The 20,425-nt window shown below is 72.4% G+C and carries 14 protein-coding genes; 7 read left to right on the top strand and 7 right to left on the bottom strand.

Annotation, left to right across the window (positions count from 1 at the left end):
* Positions 1–28: 28 nt before the first annotated feature.
* The 6 genes from FJK98_RS34675 (at position 29) to FJK98_RS15540 (ending at position 7,713) form a co-directional block, all read left to right on the top strand.
* On the top strand, positions 29–1,600 hold the full coding sequence (locus FJK98_RS34675; RefSeq protein WP_168222481.1) for an ABC transporter substrate-binding protein: 1,572 nt from the start codon (positions 29–31) through the stop codon (positions 1,598–1,600).
* A gap of 154 nt (positions 1,601–1,754) precedes the next feature.
* Complete coding sequence (locus FJK98_RS15560; RefSeq protein WP_145919663.1) at positions 1,755–2,933, top strand: nucleotide disphospho-sugar-binding domain-containing protein; 1,179 nt, start codon at positions 1,755–1,757, stop codon at positions 2,931–2,933.
* Positions 2,934–3,041: 108 nt separating this feature from the next.
* Positions 3,042–4,346: a lipopolysaccharide biosynthesis protein RfbH gene (gene rfbH, locus FJK98_RS15555; RefSeq protein WP_145919662.1), complete on the top strand. Its 1,305-nt coding sequence runs from the start codon at positions 3,042–3,044 to the stop codon at positions 4,344–4,346.
* A 217-nt stretch (positions 4,347–4,563) separates the two neighbouring features.
* On the top strand, positions 4,564–4,935 hold the full coding sequence (locus FJK98_RS15550; protein WP_145919661.1) for a YciI family protein: 372 nt from the start codon (positions 4,564–4,566) through the stop codon (positions 4,933–4,935).
* Entirely contained in the window at positions 4,932–6,149 is a 1,218-nt protein-coding gene (locus FJK98_RS15545; RefSeq protein WP_145919660.1) for an RNA polymerase sigma factor, read from the top strand. Before FJK98_RS15550 ends, FJK98_RS15545 begins: the two co-directional genes overlap by 4 nt.
* Before the next feature lie 322 nt (positions 6,150–6,471).
* Entirely contained in the window at positions 6,472–7,713 is a 1,242-nt protein-coding gene (locus FJK98_RS15540; RefSeq protein WP_145919659.1) for an acyltransferase family protein, read from the top strand.
* A gap of 292 nt (positions 7,714–8,005) precedes the next feature.
* Here FJK98_RS15540 and FJK98_RS15530 read toward each other — a convergent pair whose 3' ends face one another.
* Positions 8,006–9,586 (bottom strand): MFS transporter, encoded by a 1,581-nt coding sequence (locus FJK98_RS15530; RefSeq protein WP_145919658.1) that lies wholly within the window; start codon positions 9,584–9,586, stop codon positions 8,006–8,008.
* A gap of 114 nt (positions 9,587–9,700) precedes the next feature.
* On the opposite strand from FJK98_RS15530, the gene FJK98_RS15525 reads away from it, so the two are divergent.
* Entirely contained in the window at positions 9,701–10,072 is a 372-nt protein-coding gene (locus tag FJK98_RS15525; protein ID WP_145919657.1) for a YciI family protein, read from the top strand.
* A gap of 87 nt (positions 10,073–10,159) precedes the next feature.
* Here the strand turns inward: FJK98_RS15525 and FJK98_RS15520 are convergent, their stop codons facing one another.
* From FJK98_RS15520 to FJK98_RS15495, 6 genes are all read right to left on the bottom strand, one after another.
* Positions 10,160–11,347: an acyl-CoA dehydrogenase family protein gene (locus tag FJK98_RS15520; protein ID WP_145919656.1), complete on the bottom strand. Its 1,188-nt coding sequence runs from the start codon at positions 11,345–11,347 to the stop codon at positions 10,160–10,162.
* A gap of 76 nt (positions 11,348–11,423) precedes the next feature.
* Positions 11,424–13,001 (bottom strand): GMC family oxidoreductase, encoded by a 1,578-nt coding sequence (locus tag FJK98_RS15515; RefSeq protein ID WP_145919655.1) that lies wholly within the window; start codon positions 12,999–13,001, stop codon positions 11,424–11,426.
* A gap of 171 nt (positions 13,002–13,172) precedes the next feature.
* Positions 13,173–13,655, bottom strand: coding sequence for an SgcJ/EcaC family oxidoreductase (locus FJK98_RS15510; RefSeq protein WP_145919654.1), 483 nt, complete (start codon positions 13,653–13,655; stop codon positions 13,173–13,175).
* A 101-nt stretch (positions 13,656–13,756) separates the two neighbouring features.
* On the bottom strand, positions 13,757–14,212 hold the full coding sequence (locus FJK98_RS15505) for an SgcJ/EcaC family oxidoreductase (RefSeq protein ID WP_145919653.1): 456 nt from the start codon (positions 14,210–14,212) through the stop codon (positions 13,757–13,759).
* 31 nt (positions 14,213–14,243) lie between these two features.
* Entirely contained in the window at positions 14,244–14,726 is a 483-nt protein-coding gene (locus FJK98_RS15500; protein WP_145919652.1) for an SgcJ/EcaC family oxidoreductase, read from the bottom strand.
* Between the two features lie 228 nt (positions 14,727–14,954).
* Positions 14,955–20,276: a type I polyketide synthase gene (locus tag FJK98_RS15495; RefSeq protein WP_240762986.1), complete on the bottom strand. Its 5,322-nt coding sequence runs from the start codon at positions 20,274–20,276 to the stop codon at positions 14,955–14,957.
* Positions 20,277–20,425: the final 149 nt, after the last annotated feature.

Here is a 20,425-nt window from a genome sequence, read left to right as displayed (position 1 = left end):
CACCGGCATCCGCCGGGAAAGGATGGCCATGTTCGCGCATCGTCCGCGCCGGAGCGTCCACCAGGTACGGCTCCTGGTCGCCGCCGCGCTGCTCACGGTCGGCTCGCTGACCGCCTGTTCCGGCACCGCCGAGGAGGGGGGCGGCGGCGACGACGCCGTCCTGACCATGGCGGTGGCGGCCCCGCCGACGCTCGACCCGTACAAGGCCAACATCGACCTGAACAACATTCCGACGGTGGCGCTGGCGTACGCCCCGCTGATCCGGATGAACGCCGACCGGACGTTCACCGGCGAGCTGGCCGAGTCGTTCGGCTACGTCGACCGGCAAAACAAGGTCTTCCAGCTCAAGCTGCGGCCGGGGCTGACCTTCGCCGACGGCACCCCGCTGGACGCCCCGGCGGTCGTCAAGTCGCTGGAGTACATGCGGACGGTCAGCCCGAAGGCGAAGACCTGGGCGGCCACCATCGCCAGCATCACCGCGCCCGACGCGGCCACGGTGGTGGTCACCAACAGCAGCCCGAACCCGGTGATGCGGCAGCTGTTCAGCCAGGCGATCCTCTCCGGTTCGGTGGTCTCCCCCGCCGGGCTGACCGACCCGGGCCAGCTCGCCCAGCGGACCTTCGGCGCCGGCCCCTACCAGCTCGACCCGGCCGGCACCGTGGCCGGCGACCACTACACCTACCTGCCCAACCCCCGGTACTGGAACAAGGACGGGCAGCACTGGAAGAAGGTCGTGGTCCGGGTGCTGCCGGACGCGAACGCCACCGTGCAGGCCATCCAGGCGGGCCAGATCGACTACGCCGCGCTCAACGCCGACGCCGGGCCGGCGGTCGCCGCCGCCGGGCTCAAGCACATCACGGCCAGCGTGGCGGTGCTCGGCATGGTGCTCGCCGACCGCGACGGCACGGTCGCCGCGCCGCTGCGCGACGTGCGGGTACGCCAGGCGTTGAACCACGCCATCGACCGGGCCACCATCGCCAAGACGATCTTCGGCGAGTTCGCCCACCCGACCAGCCAGATCGCCGCCCCCGGCTTCGACGGCTACCAGGCGGCCCTGGACGACCGCTACCCGTACGACCCGGACCGGGCGAAGGCGCTGCTCACCGAGGCCGGTTACCCGAACGGCTTCACCGTCAAGGCCGAGGCGCACACCCCGGGCATCGCCGCCGTGGCGCAGGTGGTGGCCGGGCAGTGGAAGAAGATCGGGGTGACCGTGGAGCTGACCACCGACACCCAGGTGCCGCAGTGGCTGGAGCACGTGATGTCCCGCAAGTTCCCGGTCACCGCGTTCGGCTACGGCAACCTGCCGACGTACCTGTCCTCACTGGACTTCATGCGGCCGGTCGCCAACCCGTTCAACCCGTACGCCACGGACGACGCGCAGCTGCGGCAGGCGCTGGACCGGGCGATCGCCGAGCCGGACCCGGCCACCCAGGCGGGGCTGTTCCAGCAGGCGGTGGCCCGGCTGACCGACCTGGCCTGGTTCGCCCCGGTGGTCCGGATGGACGGCATCGCGGTGACCGGCTCCCGGGTCGCCCCGCTGGAGGCGGCGGCCGACAACGGCCTGCCGAGCGTGGTGACGGTCCGCCCCGCCACCTGACGGGCGGGACGGCCAGACGGCACGCACGGAGGTGTCTACCTCCCCCGCCTCTGCCACGATCTATTGGTAATAGGCAGTACCGCTATTGGTAACAGTCAGTACCGGTATCCGTCGCCGCGCAGTCCGGCGGCGCCCATAGCCGTCGGAGCCGCAGATGCGCGTGCTGATCACCAGCGCACCGATGCACGGTCATCTCTTCCCGCTCGTGCCGCTCGCCTGGGCGCTGCGGGCGGCGGGGCACGAGGTGCTGGTCGCCTGCACCGAGCACTTCGTGCCGACGGTGACCCAGGCGGGTCTGCCGGCGGTCTCCAGCGGGCCGGGGATGGACATCCGTGACCTGATGCGGCCGGACGCGCCGCACGGCATCGAGGACGACCCCTACGGACACGGCGAGGTCTTCGCGACAATGGCGTCGCGGAACCTCGCCGGCACCCTGGCCACCGTCCGCTCCTGGCGACCGGACCTGGTGCTCGCCGAGCGTTCCGAGTACGCCGGCCCGGTGGCCGCCCGCGCCGAGGGCGTCCCGTACGTCGAGCTGCACTGGGGGGTCGCGGAACTCGTCGAGTACCGGGCCGCCGCCGAGACGGTGCTCCGGGGTGACCTGCACCGGCTCGGGTTGACCCGGCTGCCCCGGGCCGACCTGGTGCTCGATCCGTGGCCGCCCAGCCTGCGGCTGCCGCACGCGCGGGCGCACCTCGGGCTGCGGCCGGTGCCGTACAACGGCGCCGCCCGGGTGCCGGAGTGGCTGCTCGACCCGTCGTCGCGGCCCCGGATCGGGCTGACCATGGGCACCGTCCTGCCGCAGCTGACCGGCGGCGGGATGGGTGGCCTGCTCGGCGGGCTGGTCGAGGAGTTGGCCGTCCTCGACGCCGAACTGGTCCTCGCCATCGACGACGAGGCCGCCCGGGAGCTGCCGCCGCTGCCGTCGGCGGTCCGCCACGCCGGCCGGATTCCGTTGTCGGAGCTGGTGGCGACCTGCCGGTTGCTGATCCACCACGGCGGGCAGGGTTCCGCCCTGACCGCGCTGGCGGCGGGCTGCCCGCAGATCGTGCTGCCGAAGTTCGACGACGCGTTGGAGAACGCGGAGGCGATCGCCGCCGCGGGCGTGGGGGTGGCCGTCCGGCTGGACGCGGCCACCCCGCGCGGGGTGGCCGACGCGGCCGGCCTGGTCCTGGGCCGGCCCCGGTTCGCGGTCGCGGCCGCGGCGGTGGCCCGGGAGGTCGCGGCGCAGCCGTCCCCGGCCGAGACCGTCGCGGCGCTGGAGCGGCTGGTCCGGCGGGACACCGCCGACGCCACCCCGGTCGGCGGGTCGTCCGCCCGGTGGCGTCGGTGAGCACCGCCCGCCACCACGGGTCCCCGGCGGTCACCGGGCCGGACCACGCCCGGTCCGGTCCCGCCACCGGTACGCACACCTGTCGCGATCATGAGGAGGAATCGGGGCATGAGTGACCGTAGAGCGCTGCTGCTCGACGAGGTCCGCAAGTTCCACCAGGACGTGCAGCCCAACCAGCCGTTCATCCCGGGGGTGACCGAGATCTGGCCCTCCGGGGCGCTGCTCGACGCCGAGGACCGGGTGGCGCTGGTGGAGGCGGCGCTGGACATGCGGATCGCGGCCGGCCCGCTGGCCCGCAAGTTCGAGTCGGAGTTCGCCCGCAAGCTGCACCGTCGCAAGGCCCACCTGACCAACTCCGGCTCGTCGGCGAACCTGCTGGCGGTCAGCGCGCTCACCTCGGACCTGCTGGAGGACCGGCAGCTGCGCCCCGGCGACGAGGTGGTCACGGTGGCCGCCGGGTTCCCCACCACGGTCAACCCGATCCTGCAGAACGGGTTGGTGCCGGTCTTCGTCGACATCGACCTGGGCACCTACAACACCTCGGTGGAGCGGGTCGCCGCGGCGATCGGCCCGAAGACCCGGGCCATCATCCTGGCCCACACGCTGGGCAACCCGTACCCGGCGCGGGAGATGGCCGAGCTGGCCGACGCGCACGACCTGTTCTTCGTGGAGGACAACTGCGACGCGGTGGGCTCCACGTACGACGGTGAGCTGACCGGCACGTTCGGCGACCTGTCCACGGTCAGCTTCTATCCCGCCCACCACCTGACCATGGGCGAGGGGGGCTGCGTGCTCACCTCGAACCTGGCGCTGGCCCGGATCGTGGAGTCGCTGCGCGACTGGGGCCGGGACTGCTGGTGCCCGCCGGGCGAGTCGAACACCTGCCTGAAGCGGTTCAAGTACCAGCTCGGCACGCTCCCCCAGGGCTACGACCACAAGTACATCTACTCGCACGTCGGCTACAACCTGAAGGCCACCGACCTGCAGGCCGCGCTGGGGCTGACCCAGCTGGCCAAGCTGGACGAGTTCACCGCGCTGCGTCGGCGCAACTGGCGTCGGCTGCGTGAGCGGCTCGACGGGGTGCCGCACCTGCTGCTGCCCGAGGCCACCCCGAACAGCGAGCCGAGCTGGTTCGGGTTCGTCATCACCGTCGACCCGGGCGCGCCGTTCAGCCGGTCCGAGCTGGTGGCGTTCCTGGAGGACCGGCGGATCGGCACCCGGCAGCTGTTCGCCGGCAACCTGACCCGGCACCCGGCGTACCTGAACCAGCGTTACCGGGTGGTCGGCGATCTCACCAACAGTGACATCGTCACCGAGCAGACGCTCTGGGTCGGCGTCTATCCGGCGCTCACCGATGAGATGATCGACTATGTCGGAGCGTCGATCTTGGAGTTCGTCGCCGACCGGGGGTGAGGGGCGGAGAAAACACCCGACGACGAGAAGACGAATTCCATTTCGTCGGCCCCGCCGGCCGTCCGACCCGATGCCACCAGCCCACCGGAGAAAACGACGCGACACCCGACCGCCGCGCCGACCTACCCGCACTGAGCTGCGGTTCTGTAATGTGTCGAAGCGGCGATGCTGGTTTCGACCTACTGGTGGGACAATCATCTCCGACCTTGGAGGTGCGGTGAAGTATCTGATCCTGATCAGCCACAACGAACAGGCTCGTGACGCGTGGCAGGGCATGTCCGACACCGAACGGCAGATGGGTGTCAAGGCCCACGCCGCCCTCGTCGACGAGTTGACCGCGACCGGTGAACTCGTCGTCTCCGAGGCGTTGGCCGACCCGTCCACCGCCCGACGGGTCCGGGTGGAGCGTGGCCGGACGACCGCCACCGACGGCCCCTTCCCCGAGGTGAAGGAGTACCTCGCCGGCTTCTACCTGGTGGAGTGCGCGAGCATCGAGCAGGCGGTGGCGCACGCGGCCCGGATTCCCGAGGCGCAACTCGGCCTGGTCGAGGTGCGCCCGGTCCTCGACGCCGCCCGGGCGGACGCGTGACCGTTACCACGGAGGTCGAGGACCTGCTGCGCGAGCACGCGCCGCAGGTGCTCTCCACCCTGGTACGCCTGCACGGCGGCTTCGACACCTGCGAGGACGCCGTCCAGGAGGCGCTGCTCGCGGCGGCCGTGCAGTGGCCCGAGGAGGGGCTGCCGGCCAACCCCCGGGGCTGGCTGACCACGGTGGCGTCCCGCCGCTGGACGGAACTGTGGCGCAACGACGCCGCCCGCCGTCGCCGGGAACGGGCGGTGGCGGCGCTGACCGGCCCGGAGCCCGGCCCGGTCTCCGCGGTCGACGACACGCTGACCCTGCTGATGCTCTGCTGTCATCCGGCGCTGACCCGGGCCTCCCAGGTGGCGCTCACCCTGCGGGCGGTCGGCGGGCTGAGCACCGCCGAGATCGCCCGGGCCTTCCTGGTGCCGGAGTCCACCGTCGCGCAGCGGATCAGCCGGGCCAAGCAACGCATCCGGGCCAGTGGCATCGAGTTCCGGATGCCCGCCCCCGAGGAACGCCCGGCGCGGGTGGCCGCCGTGATGGAGGTCCTCTACCTGATCTTCAACGAGGGCTACACGGCCAGTTCGGGGCCGGCGCTGAACCGGATCGAGCTGACCGCCGAGGCGATCCGGCTGACCCGGCAGCTGCACGAGCACCTGCCCGACGACCCGGAGGTCACCGGGCTGCTGGCGCTGATGCTGCTCACCGACGCCCGCCGGCCGGCCCGCACGGCGCCTGACGGGGCGCTGATCCCGCTGGCCGAGCAGGACCGGTCCCGGTGGGACGGGCGGGCGATCGCCGAGGGCGTCGCGCTGATCACCCGTACCCTGGCCAGCGCACCGGTCGGTCCGTACCAGGTGCAGGCGGCGATCGCCGCGGTGCACGACGAGGCGACCCGGGCCGAGGACACCGACTGGCCGCAGATCCTCGGCCTCTACAACCTGCTGCGTCGCATCGCGCCCGGCCCGATGGTCGCGCTCAACCGGATCGTGGCGGTGGCCATGGTGGACGGCCCGCAGGCCGCGCTCGCCGAGCTGACCGCCGCCGAGGCCGACCCGGTGCTCGCCGGCAACCACCGGGTGCACGTGGTCCGGGCACACCTGCTCGACCTGCTCGGCGACCGGGACGAGGCCCGGCGGTACTACCTGCTGGCCGCCCGGTCCACCCTCAGCGTCCCGGAGCAACGTTTTCTGCGGCTGCGCGCCACCCAGCGGTCCTGACCCGGCGACAAATGGCCGGGCGCAATGCCTGCCGGCGCGCCGAAATCGACGTGGGACAACGACGAATCAGCCGGAAAGGCCGAAAGGCCGATGCCGGCAACCAAAAGATGAAACAATTTTGCCGCAAGTGCGGATGACCATGATTGTCTATGCTTTATAGCCTCCAGGTAGCGGTCGACGGCAACTCCCTCAGTGCCGTCCGGCCGGTCGGGCCGGAACGCGCACCACGGTGTCCGGAACGGCCGGCGCCGCCCATTCCCGACGCCCGACGAACGCGCGGAATCGGGACGGACCCGAGACCGCGGGTAGTGGAGAGCAGAGCATGGCCATCCCCTCGACCCCTGTCCCCGGCGCCGCCACGAGCGCCACCGAACGCCTGCACGCCCTCGACGCGGTACGCGCCGGAGCCCTGCTCCTCGGCGTCGTGCTGCACACGACGCTGTCCTTCCTGGAGCCCCGCACCTGGGTCGTGGGGGACGTGTCGACGAGCCCGGTGATGAACGGCACCTACTTCGTCATCCACGTGTTCCGGATGACGCTGTTCTTCCTGATCGCCGGCTTCTTCGCCCGGCTGGTGCTGCACCGGCGCGGCACCGGCGGCTTCGTCCGCAACCGGGCGGTCCGCATCCTCGCCCCGCTGGTGATCTTCTGGCCGCTGGTGATGGCCTCCACGGTGGTGGCGATCATCATCGCGGCGAACCTGGCCGGCGAGGAGGTCCCGGGGGCCACCCCGATGACCCCGAGCACGTTCCCGCTGACCCACCTGTGGTTCCTCTACTGGCTGCTGGTGCTCTACGTGCTGGCGCTGGCCGTCCGGGCGGTGGTCAACCTGCTCGACGCCGACGGCACCCGGCGCAGCCGGCTCGTCGACCCGATCGTGCGGACCGTCGTCGCCCGGGACCTCACCCCGCTGGTCGTCGGCGCCCCGCTGTGCGTGGCCTTCCTGCTCAAGCAGGACTGGCTGCTCTGGTACGGCGTGCCGCCGGCCGAGAACGGGCTGATCCCCAACCCGGTGGCGTTGGTCGCCTACGGGTGCGCGTTCGGTTTCGGTTGGCTGCTCCAGCGCCAGGTGGACGTGATCCGGGTGTGGGAGCGGCGCTACCCGCGCAACCTGGTGGCGGCGGTCGTGCTGACCGGCGTCGCGCTGGCGATGGTGGGGCTCACCCCGGACACCGAACCCGAGGCGCTGGGCTGGCACAAGGTCGTCTACGCGGTGGTCTACACGCTCGCCGTCTGGGCCTGGACGATGGGCCTGATCGGCGCGGCGATGCGCTACCTGTCCCGGCCGAACCCGTCGATCCGGTACGTGGCCGACGCGTCGTACTGGGTCTATGTCGTCCACCTCCCGCTGGTGATGGCGTTGCAGGCGGCGGTGTCGCAGGTGGCGCTGCCGTGGTTCGTGAAGTTCCCGGCCATCCTGTTGGTCACCTACCCGGTCACCCTGCTCAGCTACCGCTACCTGGTCCGGTACACGTTCATCGGCGCCCTGCTCAACGGCCGGCGACGCCGCCGGGACGAGAAGCCGGCCACCGAGGCGGCCGTGCCGCAGGCCGCCGCCCGCTGACCTGCGCCCCCGCTCGCCGGGCCGCGTGACGTGGTGGTCGCGCGGGCCGAGTCAGCCCCGCCGGAAGGGGGATCCGGCGGGGCTGACGCCTGCCGGGGGACGGCAGGCTTCTCCGGCCCGGACCGGGGGGACGGTCCAGGTGGCGCGGCGGGGCCGGGTGCGGCCGGCCCCGGGGTGCCGGCCGGCCCGGTGGGAGGGCCGGCCGGCACGTCCCGCACGGACCCGGGGGGGGTGGGTCAGGTCGGGACGGGAACGACGTCCGGGCTGCGGCAACGGCCCGGACGCCGACCGGTCAGCGTCCGGGCGGAGCGCTGGACCGGTCGTCGGTGGAGGTGCCGGCGGTGCTCGGGTCACCCGACGGGGTGTCCGCGGTGGCCGACGGGGCGTCGGCCGGCGTCTGGGCGGCCGGCTCCGCCCAGTCGCCCTGGAGACCGATCTTGTCCAGCAGCAGGAGCACGATGACGGCGACGACCACGAGCAGCACCGCCGACACCCGGTACGACAGCACGTAGCCCTCGGTGGCGGCGACCCTCGCGTTCACCCCCTCGGCGAGCCGGTCCCCGCCGAGCCGCAGGGCCAACGCCACCAGCACCGACAGGCCGAGCGCGCCACCGACCTGCTGCATCACGTTCTGCATGGCGGAGGCGAGCCCGGTGTCCTGGGTGCCCACCTTGTAGAGCGCGGTGTTGGCGGTGCCGGGCATCGCCAGGCCGAAGAACAGGCCCAGCACCAGCATGCCGGGCAGGATGCCGCTGGCGTAGTGGGTGTCCACGGAGATCCCGCTGAGCAGCAGCAGACCGGCGGTCACGCCGAGCAGACCCACGATGATCACCGGCTTGACGCCGAACTTCGGGATCATGCCGGTGGACAGCCCGACGCCGAAGGCGATGCCCAGGCCGACCGGGATGAAGGAGAGGCCGCCCTTGAGCGGCGAGTAGCCGAGCACCTGCTGCTCGAAGAGGGTGGTCAGGAAGGTGAAGCCGAAGAAGGCGCAGGAGAGGGTCAGGCCGACCAGGTAGCCCACCGCGCGGGTGCGGTTGGTGAAGAAGCGCAGCGGGATCAGCGGCGCGGCGGCCCGCGACTCGATCAGCAGCATCAGCCCGATCAGCAGCAGCCCACCGAAGAGCGGCAGCAGCACCTGCGTCGACAGCCAGGACCGCTCGGCGGCCTGGAGCAGGCCGTAGACGATGGCCACCAGACCGGCGGTGGCGGTCAGCACACCGGCGAAGTTGAACTTCTGCCCGGTGCGCTCCATCCGGGTCTCGCCGACCAGCCGGCCCACCAGGGCCAGCGCGATCACCGCGACCGGGACGTTGACGTAGAAGATCCAGCGCCAGCTGGCGTCGGCGACGATGAGCCCGCCGACGACCGGGCCGAGGGTGCCGGCCAGGCCGGACAGGCCACCCCAGATGCCGACCGCCTTGACCCGGTCGGCCGGGGCCGAGAAGAGCAGGAAGACGATGCCCAGCGCGGCCGGGGCGGCCAGCGCCTCGCCGACGCCCTGGAGGAAGCGGCTGTAGATGAGCATCTCGGGGTTCATCGCGGCGCCGGAGATGACCGAGGCGATGGCGAAGATGACCACGCCGGTGACGAAGATCCGCCGCCGGCCGAACAGGTCGGCGAGCCGGCCGCCGAACAGCAGCAGCCCGCCGGCCATCAGGACGTAGCCGTTGACGACCCAGGCCAGCCCGGTGCGGGACATGTCGAGCTCACCCTGGATGCGCGGCAGCGCGACGCTGACCACGGTCATGTCGATGACGAACATGAACTGGACGAAGCCGAGCAGCGCCAGCGCCTTCCACCGACGGGGATCCGGCCGGTCCGCGGACGCGTCCAGCGCCTCGTCCGAACTCGGTGTGGTACCGGTGCTCATGGTGCCCTCCTCGACATCGACGCACGTCGCATGTGCTTCTGCCTGGATGTCGAAGCTGGCTCGTTGGTTTCGACATACGGGTAAGCAAATAGTTCGAGCCTTCAGGAGGCACCCATGAAGTACCTGATCATGATCAGCCACAACCAGCAGACCCGGGACGCCTGGCAGAACATGTCCGACAGCGAGCGGGAGACGGGCTTCAAGGCGCACATGTCGCTGGTGGAGGATCTGGCCGAGTCGGGCGAGCTGATCGTCTCCGAGGCGCTCGCCGACCAGGGGCAGGCCAAGAAGGTCCTGGTCAGCGACGGCAAGGTGAGCACCACCGACGGCCCGTTCCCCGAGGTCAAGGAATACGTCGCCGGGATCTACCTGATCGAGTGCGACACCATCGAGCAGGCGGTCGGGCACGCCGCCCGGATCCCCGAGGCCAACTTCGGCCTGGTCGAGGTCCGTCCGGTGCTCGGCGCCGGTGGCCCCGACATGTGACGACCCGCACATGCGGCGGACCCGCGGCACCGACCGGTGCCGCGGGTCCACTTCGTCCGGGCCGTCCACCGCGGCGGACGGGCCAACTCAGATGTACGGCGAGTTGGGCTCCAGCCCGCACAGCACCCGACCGTAGAGTTCGAGGTTCGTCGACGGGACCATCAGCGCGTGCAGGTTGACCGCGTACATGTCCCGGAAGACCCGCTGCATCGGGGCCTGACGCAGGATCGACGAGCCACCGCTGGCCATCCCGAGCAGGTCCACGGCGGCCCGGCCGAGCTGGCAGATCGCCCCGATGTCGGCCCGGGTCCGGGCCCGCTCCTCCAGCGTCCACGGCTCACCGCTGACGCCCTTGGCGTCGACCAGGCCGGTGATCCGCTGGGCGTGGAACTCGGCCTCGTCGATCTTCATGGTCGCCTCGGCGAGCTGGACGTGGGTGACCGGGGCCTCCCGCTGCGTCGCGTAGTCGGTGTAGGTGATCTTCCGGTCGAGCCGCTCCAGGAAGAACTCCCGCGCCGCCCGGGCCAGCCCGATCACCGTGCCGGCCGAGGAGGCGTTCGCCACCCCGAGCAGCGGGTTGCGGTACATCGGCAGGTCCCGGTTGAGCGCCGAGGCGCTCTGCCCCTGGAGCACGGCGGGCATCGGCACGATCCGCTCCTGCGGCACGAACACGTCCCGGGCCACCGTGGTGATGCTGCCCGACCCCTGTAGGCCGGCGGTGTACCAGTCGTCGACGATCTCCAGGTCGGACAGCGGCACCAGGGCCATCACCGGCCACTGGTTCACCCCGTCCGGGGCCGGGGCCATCGCGATGACCTCCTGCCAGTGGCTGTGCAGGGCACCGCTGATGAAACTCCAACTGCCGTTGAGCACCATGCCACCGCCGGGCTTCGGGGTGCCGCTGGCCGACGGGCTCAACGTCCCGCAGATCCGCACGTCGGGGGTGGAGTAGACCTCGTCCTGCACCTCGTCGGGGAACATCCCGACCATCCAGCCGGGGATCGCCCACACCGACGCCGTCCAGGCCACCGAGCCGTCGCCCCGGCCCAGCTCCACCATCACCTCGTGCAGGGTGCGGGTGTCCGACTCGTACCCGCCGTAGCGGCGCGGCACCCGCATCCGGAACAGGCCGGCGTCGGCCAGCGCCTCGACCGTCTCGTCGTGCAGCCGCCGGTTCTCCTCCTGCCAGCCCGCGTGCTTGCGCAGCAGCGGCACCAGCTCACTGGCGCGGCGTACCAGTTCGTCCCTCGGGGGGGCCTCGGTCGCGCTGGTCATCTCACTCCTCCTGTGCGGTCACGGGTACGGTCGACGGACGGGACGCCGTCCACCGGGACGAACAAGGGGCGGGCGGTCACCGGGCGACCGCCTCGGCCTGCCGGGGCAGCGGCGCGACCCCGGCGATCAGGTCCGCCGCCTTCTCCGCGATGGCGATGACGGCGGCGTTCGGGTTGCCCCGGACCAGGGTGGGCATGACGCTGGCGTCGACCACCCGCAGCCCGTCCAGCCCGTTGACCCGCAACTCCTCGTCGACCACGGCGCCCATCGCGCAGGTGCCCGCCGGGTGGAAGATCGAGTGCGCGTACTGCCGGACGTAGTGCCGCAGGTCCTCGTCGGACTCCGAGGCCGGCGGGGCGAACTGCCCCTCGGTGTACGGGGCGAGCGCCTTCTGCTGTGCGATCCGGATGCCGATCCGGGTGGCCGCGACCGCGTCGTCGAGGTCACGCTCGTCCTGGAAGTAGTTGTGCACGATCTTCGGCTTGGCCGTCGGGTCGGCCGAGGCGAGCAGCACGTACCCCCGGCTGCGCGGGGCGATCATCGACGGGCCGTACGAGATCGAGTGGTGGGTGGGGGTGCCCAGCCCGCTGTCGGCGAACATCACCGGCGCGGCCAGGAACTCCGCGTCCGGGGCGGTCAGGTCGTCGCGGGTCCGCACGAAGCCGCCGGCCTCCGGCCCGTTGGCCGTCATCGGGCCGCGCCCCTCGGTCAGGAAGCGCTCCAGGTGCTCGGGCTGGTTGGCGGCGAGCAGGCTGATCGGCTGCGAGTGGGTGTAGACCAGCGGGATCAGGGCGTGGTCCTGGAGGTTCTGCCCCACCTGCGGCTGGTCCAGCAGCACCGGCACGCCGAGCGCGCCGAGCAGCGGGGCCGGGCCGACCCCGGAGAGCATCAGCAGCTGCGGCGAGTTGTACGCCCCGGCGGCGAGGATGACCTCCCGGGACGCGGTGACGGTCAGCGTGTCGTCCAGCCGGGTGCCGGTCACGCCGACCGCCCGGCCGTTCTCGATCAGCACCCGGTGCACGTGGACGTTGGTCTCCACGGTCAGGTTGGGCCGGTCGAGGGCGGGGTGCAGGAACGCGGTCGCGGTGCTCTCCCGGCGGCCGTCGCGCTGGGTGAGCTGGAAGAAGCCGAAGCCCTCCTGGGCGGCGCCGTTGAAGTCGTCGTTGACCCCGTAGCCGGCCTCGGTGGCCGCCTGGACGAACGCCGACGACATCGGGTTGTTGGCCCGTCCCTCGGAGACCGCCAGCGGCCCGCCGACCCCGTGGTACGTCGACGCGCCGCGCTCGTTGTCCTCGGAGCGCTTGAAGTACGGCAGCAGGTCGTCGAAGTCCCAGCCGGGCTGCCCCCAGCCGTCGAAGTCGCCGCGCGCGCCCCGGATGTAGACCATCGTGTTGATCGAGCTGGTGCCGCCCAGCACCCGGCCCCGGGGCAGGTAGACCCGCCGCCGGCCCAGCGCCGGCTCCTCGTGGGTGTCGTAGTCCCAGTCCAGGTGGGTGCGGAACAGGGTGCCGAAGGCCACCGGGACGTGGATGTTGTCGGCGGTGTCCCGGGGACCCGCCTCGATCAGGCACACCGTGACGTCGGGGTCCTCGGTGAGCCGGGCGGCCAGGACACACCCCGCTGATCCCGCGCCGACGATGACGTAGTCGTACACCACTGCACCCTCCAAGGTCAGGTTTCCGGTTGTCGGTCGCGGGTCACCGCGCCACCGGCGGGGACCGGGCGGTCCCCGCCGGGCGTGCCCCGAGGCCGTGGTGACCGTGATCGGCATCCCGTCGTCACCACGACCCCGGCAGTCGGGCGGTCGTCGTCGACCGCGCTTGCGTCAGCCCCTGATCGGGCTGCTCTGGTGCGAGACCAGCCGGAGCTGGCCGTCGGGTTGGCGCAGCATCACCCAGGTGGCCCGGATGAAGTTCTCCGGCGCGATGTCGTCCTGGCCGGCCATGATGATGCCGCCCTCGGTCACCACCAGGGCGACGTCGTCGGTGAGGAAGGTGACCTCGACCGGCCAACCCTTCACCCGGGCGCCCCGCAGCGGCCCGGCGAAGCCCCGGGACATGTACGCCCGGATCTCCTCCCGGCTGGTGAGCTGCTCGTCGCGCATCAGCAGGCTGCCGTTGTCGGTGAACACGTCGGCGAACATGTCGGCGTCGTTGGCCGCCCAGGCCGCCTGGATGCGCATGGCCACCGTCAGCGCCGCCCGCTCGTCGGCGTCGGTGTACCCCCGGTAGTAGGACGGGTCCTCGGGGACACCCGCGGCGGCCAGCAGCGCCGAGGCGTCTCCCCAGGGTGCCATGGTCGTGGTCATCGGTCCCTCTTCTCCTCTCGTCGTCCAGGGCCGGGCCGACCCGTTCGTCGTCCCGGCCCTGGCCGGCCCGCTGGTCGCCCCCGGCTCGGGCCGGGGCCGTGTCAGCCGGTGATCGGGCTGCTCTGGTAGGAGGCGATCCGCCAGTCGCCGTCCCGCTTGACGACGACCCACATGATGCGGACGTTGTCGCCCGGGGCGAGGGCGGCGGCGTCGGCGTAGACGACCCCGCCGACGCTGACCGCCAGCGCCATCGACTCCGAGACGACCTGGATCTCGCTGAACTCCAGGGTCAGCCGGGAGCCCTTGTACGGGCCGGCGAACAGCTCGCCGAGGTACGTCCGGATCTCGTCACGGCTCATCAGCTGGTTGTCGCCGACCAGCATGCTGCCGTTGTCGATGAAGAGGGAGGCGAAGCCCTCGGCGTCGTTGGCGTCCCACGCCGCCCGGCAGCGCAGCGGCGCGGTCAGCACCGCCCCTTCCACCCCGTTGGGGAAGTCGCCGTAGTACGAGGCCCACTGCTTGGCGCCGGCCACGAGCGACGCGCCCTCGGTGCTCATGCTGTCTCCTCCTGTCCGAGTGGGTGCCCGGTCACCAGCGCAGCGTCGCGCCGGCGCCGCGCGGGCTGTTCTGGTAGCCGGCGAGCTGCCACTTGCCGTCCCGCTTGACGACGACCCAGGTGGAGCGCACGGCCAACTCCTCCGCGATCTCCGTCTGGCCGGCGGCGAGGATGCCGCCGTGGGTACGGATCAGGGCGGCGTCGTCGGCGATGATCCGGACGTCGACCGGGCGGCCGGTGACCCCGGTGCCCTTGAACGGCCCGGCGTACGCGGCGGCCATGAACGCCCGGATCTCGTCGCGGCCCTTCTTGAACACGTCACCGGGCAGGATCATGACGCCGTCCTCGGTGAACGAATTCGCCACCCCGGCGGCGTCGTTGCGGGACCAGGCCTCCACCAGCCGCAACGGAACGGTGAGGACCTCCTTTTCCTGAGCGCTGGTGAACGACCCGTAATACGCGTCGAGCGCCTTTTCTCCGTCAATGGCCGGAGCCACCTGGGTACCAGTGGACATCGTGGTCGCTTCCTCTCCTGTGACTACTGCGGACAGTGGACACATTCACCCCCGAACGGTCCGTCCGTCCCCCCTATCCTCCGGCGGTGCGAGAGCGCTGACATCTCCCCGATTGCGATGTCGACGACCGTTTCCGAGAATCGGTTTTCCGGGGCCGGGACAGCGAAATGCCGTACCCCGGCCGGTGGTGCACCGGCCGGGGTACGGCGGGATCGCCGCAGGCGGGGGTCAGCCCACCCGCAGCGTGGCCGGGTCGTCGGCCGGGTCGTCGTCGGTCGGCTCCGCGGGGCGGAGACTGTCGACGATGTGGTCGGCCAGGGCGGCGATGGTCGGCTTGTTCCACAGGATGTTCGGCGGCAGCTCCAGGCCGTACCGGCCCTGTAGGCGCACCCGCAGCGCCACCGTCATCACCGAGTCGACCCCCAGCTCGACCAGCGGTCGGCGCAGCTCCAGATCCTCGGCGGCCAGGCTCAGCTCGGCGGCGGCCTGCTCCCGCACGTCGGCGGTGACCAGCTCCCGCAGTTCCTGCTCCGGGGTGTCGGCCCAGTCGACGCTGAACGTCTGGCCGGTGCCGACCTCGGTGGTCGAGCGGGTGGCGGTCAGCTCCCGCAGCATCGGCAGCCGGGGGGCGTTGGTGGTCGGTGCCAGCACCCGCAGGATCGCGTGGTACGGGCTGTGGAACCGGTCGGCGAAGGCCCAGGCCCGGAACGCCTCGGTCACCGAGATCGCGTCCAGGCCCCGCGAGTTGGCCTCCAGCATGGTCGACGAGATCGACTCGGACATGCCCACCCCGCGCCAGGACGTCCAGCCGAGGCTGGTCGTCTCGGTGTGGCCGTCGGCGTGCCGGTGCGCAGCGAGGGTGTCCAGGAACGAGTTGGCCGCCGCGTAGGTGGTCTGCCCGGTCAGCCGGGTGAACTGCCCGCAGGACGAGAACATCACGAAGAAGTCCAGCGTGCCCGGGGGGAAGAGGCGGTGCAGCACCATCGCCCCGTTCACCTTGGGCCCGAGGACGTCGTGCAGCCCCTCACGGTCCACCTTGTCCACCATCGCGTCGCGGACCACCCCGGCGGCGTGCACGATGCCGCGTACCGCCGGCATGCCGTGCGAGGCCGGGTCGAGCGCCGCCGCGACCTCCACCGGGTCGGTGATGTCCAACGCCAGGGTCCGGACGGTCACCCCGAGCGCCTCCAGTTCGAGCACCCCGTCGATCTGCCGGCGGGTCCGCACGTCGTGGTCGTCGTCCCACCGTGCACGCGGCGGCAGACCCCGGCGGCCGGCCAGCAGGATGCGCCGGGCCCCCCGGTCGGCCAGCCACCGGGCCACCATCAGCCCGAGCGCGCCGAGGCCACCGGTGATCAGGTACGTGTCGGTCGGCCGGCACTGCAACGCGGTGCCGTCGGCGGGCCGCTCGACCTGACCGAGCCGCTGCACCGCCACCGCACCGCCACCGTCGACGGAGACGATGTCCTCGTCGCCGGTGAGCCGGCGCAGGACCGTCGCCACCGTGGCGGCGGGGACGTCGGCGTCGTCGGCGAGGTCGACGACCCCGCCCCACAGGTCCGGGTGTTCCCCGGCGAAGATCCGGGCGATGCCCCACAGCGGGGCGTGGGCCAGCGACCGCTCCCCCACCGCCTGCCGGACACCCCTGGTCAGGCACCACAGCCGGGGCTGCGGCGCCGCCGGGTCGCCCCCGGCCGCCTGCGCCTCGATCAACGCCTGGGCGCTGCGGATCAACGTCCAGCCGCACCGCTCGGCGGCCTGCTCGGCCGACTCGTCGGCGTCGCCGACGCCCGGCGCGACCAGGACCGCGTCGCGCGGGGTGAGACCGACCGTGGCCAGCTCGTCCGGGCCGTCCACCCGCACCGTGCGCAGCCCGGTGCCGGCCAGGGCCCCGGCCAGGTCACCGGCGGCGGCGTCGTCACCGACGACGACCACCCGGGACAGGTCGGTGGCGACGCCGTCGACGTCGAGGTCCAGCGGCCGCCAGACCACCTCGTGCACCAGCTCGCGGGGGGCGGCCACCGCGCTGTCGGTGTCCGAGATGGCGGAGAACCGCAGGCCACGTACCTGGCAGACGACCTCGCCGTGCTCGTTGGCCACCTGCACGTCCACGGTGTCCTGCGGCGACCGCGGGGAGCGTACCGAGTGGACGGTGATGTGCGCCGGTGGTTCCCCCTTGAAGACCACCGACTCGATGTGCGAGGACATCCACTGGTGCCGGGCGTACTCCGGGGTGACCAGCACCGCGCTGATGGTCAGCGCGCCGTCGATGACGTGCGCCCAGCTGGTGGCGGTCTGCGCCGGCGGCGGCACGATGACGATGTCGGCCAACTGCTCCTCGTCGTTGCGGCGCAGCTCCACCACGTCCCAGGGGAACGCGTAGCCGCCGACGCCCATCCGGCGGAACATCTCGTCGACCCGCTGCCAGGACCACTCCTGCGGGCACCGGGCCCGCACCTCGTCGGCGTCCACCCGGCCGTCGACCAGTTCGGTGCTCCAGTCGATGGTCGCCGTCGAGTGGGTGATCCACTCGTACTCCTCGTCGTCGACGACGGGGGCGCCGTCCTGCGGGGCGACCCGGGTGGCCAGCCGGGCGGTGTTCTCCGACAGCACGATCTGCACCACCCGGGGCGGTGCGACGGCCAGCGGCGTCCGCAGCACGATGTCGGCCAGCGCGGGCAGCCGGCCGTCCTCCCCGGCGGCCAGGGCGAAGCTGTTGATCAGTACGGCGGCCGGGGTGATCTCGACGTCGACCACCTCGTGGTCGAGCGGGTAGGGCCGCGAGGACATGTCCAGGTAGGTCTGCCACACCTGCCGGGGCGGCGCGCCGGAGACCGTCATCCGGCCGCCGAGCAGGCTGTGCCGCTCCGGGTCGTGACCCCCGCCGGGGCCGGACTCCGCCCGGGCCTCCGGGAAGATCCAGTACGGCCGGTGCTGCCAGGCCACCGACGGCATCGGCAGCAGCGCCCCGGTCGGGTGCAGCCGCCCCCAGTCCACCGCCGCGCCCGCGCAGTACAGCCGGGCCAGGCCGCCCAGCAGGGCGCGGACCTCGTCGGTGTCGCGGCGCAGGCTGTGCACCACGGTGGCGTCCTCGACGCCGAGGTGGGCGAGGGTCTCCCCGATGGAGTGGGTGACCACCGGGTGGGTGGAGACCTCCAGGAAGACCCGGTACCCGTCGGCGACCGCCGCCGTCACCGCGTCGGTGAACCGCACCGGCTCGCGCAGGTTCGCCACCCAGTACGCCCCGTCACGCGGGGCGGTCGACCGGGGGTCGGTCAGCGCGGTGCTGTAGAGGGTGGTCCGGGGCGTCTGCGGCCGCAGCGCGCCGGCCGCCGCGGCGACCTCGGCCACCGCCGCGTCGACGTGCGGGCTGTGGAAGGCGATGTCGCTGTCGACCCGCCACACCGCCACCCCCTCCTCCCGCCACCGGGTCACGATCTGCTCGACGGCCTCCCGGTCGCCGGAGAGCACCGTGGACGTCGGGCTGGCCGAGATGGCGGCGACCACACCGACCTGGCCGGCGAGCCGCTGCCGGGCCTCGTCGAAGCCGAGCCCGACCATGGCCATCCCGCCCTGGCCCTGGAGGCGTTCCAGGGCGCGCGCCCGCCGGCAGGCGAACCGGGCGGCGGCCAACACGTCCAGGCTGCCGGCGACGGCGGCGGCGGCGATCTCCCCCACCGAGTGCCCGATCACCGCGGCCGGGGTGAGCCCCCGGGCCCGCCAGGTCTGCGCCAGGGCGACCTGGGTGGCGAAGGTCAACGCCTGCACCTCCACCCCGCTCCACGGGCCACCGGCGGTGAGCGCCTCGCGCGGCGTCCAGCCGAGTTCCTCGCGGAACACCTCGGCCAGCGCGTCGACGGCGGCGGCGAAGACCGGCTCGTCGCGCAGCAACTGCCGGCCCATGCCCGCCCACTGCGCGCCGTGCCCGGAGAAGACCCAGACCACCGGGGCCGGGTCGGCCACCGTCCGGCCCCGGGCGGCCTGTGGGGTGGTACGGCCGTCGGCCACCTCCCGCAGCCGCTCGACGAGTTCCTCGGGCGAGGCGGCCAGCACGGCGGCCCGCTGCGGCAGGTGCGAGCGGCGGTGCGCCAGGGTGTGCCCCACCGACGGCAGGGACGCCCCCGGGTGCTCCGTCAGCCAGTCGGCCGTACGCGCGGCCAGCGCCGCCACCCCGGCCTCGGACATCGCCGAGAGCGGGTACACCGACGGCCGGGTGCCGGCGGTGGTCTCGGCCGACACCGTGCCGGCCGTCGCGTCGGCGGCCGTGGCCCCGGCCACGGCGGTCGGGGTGGGCGGCGCCTCCTGGAGGATGACGTGCGAGATGGAACCGCCGACGCCGTAGCTGGACACGCCGGCCCGACGCGGACCGTCACCGGCCGGCCAGGGCGACCGCTCACCGATCAGGCGCAGCCCGGAGCCGGCCCAGTCGAAGTCCGGGTTCGGCTCGCGGTGCAGGCTCGGCGGGATCTCCGCGTGCCGCAGCGCCAGCACCGCCTTGATCACACCGGCGATGCCCGAACCGGCCTCGACGTGCCCGATGTTGGGCTTCACCGAGCCGACCAGGCAGGGTGCGTCGGGGGCCCGGCCGGCGCCGAAGACGGCGGCCAGCGCCTTGGCCTCCTCCCGGTCGCCGACCGGGGTGCCGGTGCCGTGCGCCTCGACGTAGTGCACCGTCTCCGGGTCGATGCCGGCCCGCTCGTAGGCCACCCGGAGCATGTGCTCCTGGGCCGAGCCGTTGGGCGCCATCATGCCGTCGGAACGGCCGTCCTGGAACACCCCGCTGCCGGGGATCAGCGCGAGCACCTCGTCGCCGTCACGGCGGGCGTCGGCCAGCCGCTTGAGCACGACCACGCCGGCGCCCTCACCCCGGCCGTAGCCGTCGGCGTCGGCGGCGAACGCCTTGCTGCGGCCGTCCGGGGCGGTCGCCCCGGCCGCGTCCAGGGCGACGAACAGCGTCGGGCTGGCCATGATGTTGACCCCACCGACGACGGCCAGCGGGATCTCCCCCTCGCGCAGGCTCTGGCAGGCCAGGTGCAGCGCGGTGAGCGAACCGGCGCAGGCGGTGTCCACCGCCATGCTGGGCCCGCGCAGGTCCAGGAAGTACGAGATGCGGTTGGCGATGCCGTAGTAGGTGGTGCCGTTGACCGCCCAGGCGCCGGTCCGCGGAATGTCCTCCAACAGTCGACGGCCGTAGTCGTTGGAATTGGCGGCCACGAAGACACCGGCGTCCGAACCGCGCAGCGACAACGGCGGCACGCCCGCGTTGCCGAGCGCCTCCCAGGCCAACTCCAACACGATCCGCTGTTGCGGGTCGAGGAAGTCCGCCTCCCGGGGAGAGATGCCGAAGAAGTCCGCGTCGAATCCCTCGATGTCGTCGAGGAATGAGCCCAGCCGGGTCGTCTTCCGCAGGATCGCGGTGGCCTGGGGGCTGGTCGAGGCGTACGGTTCCCACCGCTTGTCGGGCATGGCGCTCACGGCATGTCTACCACCGATGAGAAATGCCCAGAACTTCTCCAACGAGTCAAGGTCAGGGGCGAACCGGCAGCTCATACCGACAATGGCCACGGCGTCAGAAAATTCCCCATCCTGGCTCACGTCCAGGCTCCTCTCCACATCGCCGACCGCATCCGGAACACAGCCGGATGCGGTGGTCGCTGTCCTTCGGAAATGTCGCGGTGACGGTCAGGTCCGGACGCTGA

It is taken from the genome of Micromonospora sp. HM134 (genome assembly GCF_007833915.1).
GTDB lineage: Bacteria > Actinomycetota > Actinomycetes > Mycobacteriales > Micromonosporaceae > Micromonospora > Micromonospora wenchangensis.
Note: the sequence above shows the minus strand (reverse complement) of the source record. Positions and strands in the feature narration are given on the sequence as shown.

What these genes read in the sequence shown, in the direction of transcription:
- FJK98_RS15505 (WP_145919653.1), bottom strand. Translation starts at nt 14,212, where the DNA reads ATGAGCACCGAGGGCGCGTCGCTCGTGGCCGGCGCCAAGCAGTGGGCC.
- FJK98_RS34675 (WP_168222481.1), top strand. Translation starts at nt 29, where the DNA reads ATGTTCGCGCATCGTCCGCGCCGGAGCGTCCACCAGGTACGGCTCCTG.
- FJK98_RS15520 (WP_145919656.1), bottom strand. Translation starts at nt 11,347, where the DNA reads ATGACCAGCGCGACCGAGGCCCCCCCGAGGGACGAACTGGTACGCCGC.
- rfbH (WP_145919662.1), top strand. Translation starts at nt 3,042, where the DNA reads ATGAGTGACCGTAGAGCGCTGCTGCTCGACGAGGTCCGCAAGTTCCAC.
- FJK98_RS15510 (WP_145919654.1), bottom strand. Translation starts at nt 13,655, where the DNA reads ATGACCACGACCATGGCACCCTGGGGAGACGCCTCGGCGCTGCTGGCC.
- FJK98_RS15500 (WP_145919652.1), bottom strand. Translation starts at nt 14,726, where the DNA reads ATGTCCACTGGTACCCAGGTGGCTCCGGCCATTGACGGAGAAAAGGCG.
- FJK98_RS15525 (WP_145919657.1), top strand. Translation starts at nt 9,701, where the DNA reads ATGAAGTACCTGATCATGATCAGCCACAACCAGCAGACCCGGGACGCC.
- FJK98_RS15530 (WP_145919658.1), bottom strand. Translation starts at nt 9,586, where the DNA reads ATGAGCACCGGTACCACACCGAGTTCGGACGAGGCGCTGGACGCGTCC.
- FJK98_RS15560 (WP_145919663.1), top strand. Translation starts at nt 1,755, where the DNA reads ATGCGCGTGCTGATCACCAGCGCACCGATGCACGGTCATCTCTTCCCG.
- FJK98_RS15495 (WP_240762986.1), bottom strand. Translation starts at nt 20,276, where the DNA reads ATGAGCTGCCGGTTCGCCCCTGACCTTGACTCGTTGGAGAAGTTCTGG.
- FJK98_RS15540 (WP_145919659.1), top strand. Translation starts at nt 6,472, where the DNA reads ATGGCCATCCCCTCGACCCCTGTCCCCGGCGCCGCCACGAGCGCCACC.